Below are 2,048 nucleotides of genomic sequence, written 5' to 3' on the forward strand. Positions count from 1 at the left end.
TCCGATTGGTTTTAATCCACACCCCTGCCCACCCCCGGCCGGGGTGCCGTACCGGCCCGGGCAACGTGTACGGTCCGAAGGCATGAAACTCGCGTTCTCCACCCTCGGTGTTCCCGGTCTCCCCATCGCCGACGTCGTACGACTCGCCGCGACGCACGGCTACCACGGCGTCGAACTGCGTGCCCATCCCGAGGAGCCGGTGCACCCGGGCATCGGGGCCGACGAACGGGCCGAGGTGGCGGCCGAGTTCAAGGCGGCGGGCGTGGAGATCCTGGGGGTCGCCGGGTACGCGCGGGTCGCCGCGCCGGGCGAGGACGGCCCCGTACTGGACGAGATCCGCTCCCTCCTCGACCTGGCCCGGGACCTGGGCGCCCCCTTCGTCCGCGTCTTCCCCGGGGCCGACCTGGCCGGCGGCCAGAGCGTGGAGGAGGCGGACGCGATCGCGGCACGGCGGCTCGGCACGGCGGCGGAGGACGCGGCCGACCGGGGCGTACGCGTGCTGCTGGAGACCCACGACTCGCATCGCACCGGCGCCGAGGCGATCCGGGTGCTCGGCCCGGTCGGCCACGGCAGCGTCGGTTCGCTCTGGGACGTGATGCACACCTGGCTCGGCGGCGAGCAGCCGGCCGAGTCCTACGCCGCCCTCTCCCCCTTCCTCGGCTACGTCCAGGTCAAGGACATCGCCTCCGCCGACGACACCACCCCCCTCGCGCTCGGCGCGGGCGTCCTCCCGCTCGGCGAGTGCGTCGAACTCCTCTCCCGCAAGGAGTGGGACGGCTGGCTCTGCTGGGAGTACGAGAAGCGGTGGTACGAGGCGGCCGCGCCGCTGCCGGAGCTGCTGGCGGCGGGACGGGAACACCTCGGGCGGCTCCTCAACGACGCGGCCTAGCGCCGACGCGGCGCAGCACCGATACCGCATCGCGCCGACGGCTCGGCACAGCACCGACAACCCGCCGTAAAGCCATGGCCTGAGCTTGAGAAATCAAGCTCAGGCCCTGCGCGTCGCGGATTTTGACCACGAATCAGTATCGAGTCACCCAAAGTCGATCACCCGTCGAGCAGATACCGACAGTAACTCTTGGAAAACGGAGCGCTCCGGTACGCGCTTGCACCAGACTTGCCTCCCGCAACCAGCCATTGCGCAACTGGCCATGTATCGGGGGGATTTGGCATATGCAAGGCACTGTCGACGGTTTCAGCTACGGTGCGGTCACCCCGGTGGCCGCCTATGTCATGGCCTGCCTGGGCGCCGCGTTAGGACTGCGCTGCGTGGTCAGGTCGGTCTACAACGAGCGCTCCTGGAAGCCCGGGTGGCTGGCGCTGGGGGCCGCGAGCATCGGCTGCGGCATCTGGACGATGCACTTCATCGCGATGGTCGGCTTCCGGGTGAAGGAGAGCCCCATCCACTACGACGTCGGACTGACGGTGCTCAGCCTCGCCGTCGCCATCATCGTCGTCGGCATCGGGGTCTTCGCCGTGGGCTACCGCGGCGTCAGCACGTCCACGCTCTGCGCGGCGGGGTCCGTCACGGGCCTCGGCGTCGCCGCCATGCACTATCTGGGCATGGCCGCCATCCAGTTGAACGGCTACATCCAGTACGACATCGCGGTCGTCGCCCTCTCCGTGGGCATCGCCATCGTCGCCGCGACCGCCGCGCTCTGGGCGGCCGTGTCGATCCGGGGCTTCGTGACCAGCCTGGGGGCCAGCCTGGTCATGGGGGTCGCCGTGTCCGGCATGCACTACACCGGGATGGCCGCGGTGGGGGTGCATCTCCACGGCACGACCGGCGGCACGTTCACCGGCGAATCACCCACGACGATCCTGCTGCCCATGCTCATCGGGCCGGTCATCTTCCTGCTCCTCGCGGGCGTCGTCGTGATGTTCGACCCGATGCTCGTGCTGGGCGAGGGCGAGTGGGACCGGTCGGCCACCCGGCAGCGGCAGCCGGAGCGGGAGCGGCCGGAGCCCCAGCAGTCCCGGCAGTCCCGGCAGCCCTGGCGGGCCGACCGCCCGGACGTCCCCCTCCAGCACCCCGACGACTCCTCCCC

General features: G+C 70.7%; 2 protein-coding genes. Both read left to right on the forward strand.

The features are described 5' to 3' along the window. Nucleotides 1–82 precede the first annotated feature (82 nt). A complete protein-coding gene (locus P1P70_RS43930) occupies nt 83–889 on the forward strand; it encodes a sugar phosphate isomerase/epimerase family protein (protein WP_319248011.1) in 807 nt (268 codons plus the stop codon). 284 nt (nt 890–1,173) lie between these two features. Then, nucleotides 1,174–2,048, forward strand: an 875-nt coding sequence (locus P1P70_RS43935) for an MHYT domain-containing protein (protein WP_319248013.1), incomplete at its 3' end; no start/stop codon positions are given.

Source organism: Streptomyces sp. MB09-02B (genome assembly GCF_033794485.1).
Classification (GTDB): Bacteria; Actinomycetota; Actinomycetes; order Streptomycetales; family Streptomycetaceae; genus Streptomyces.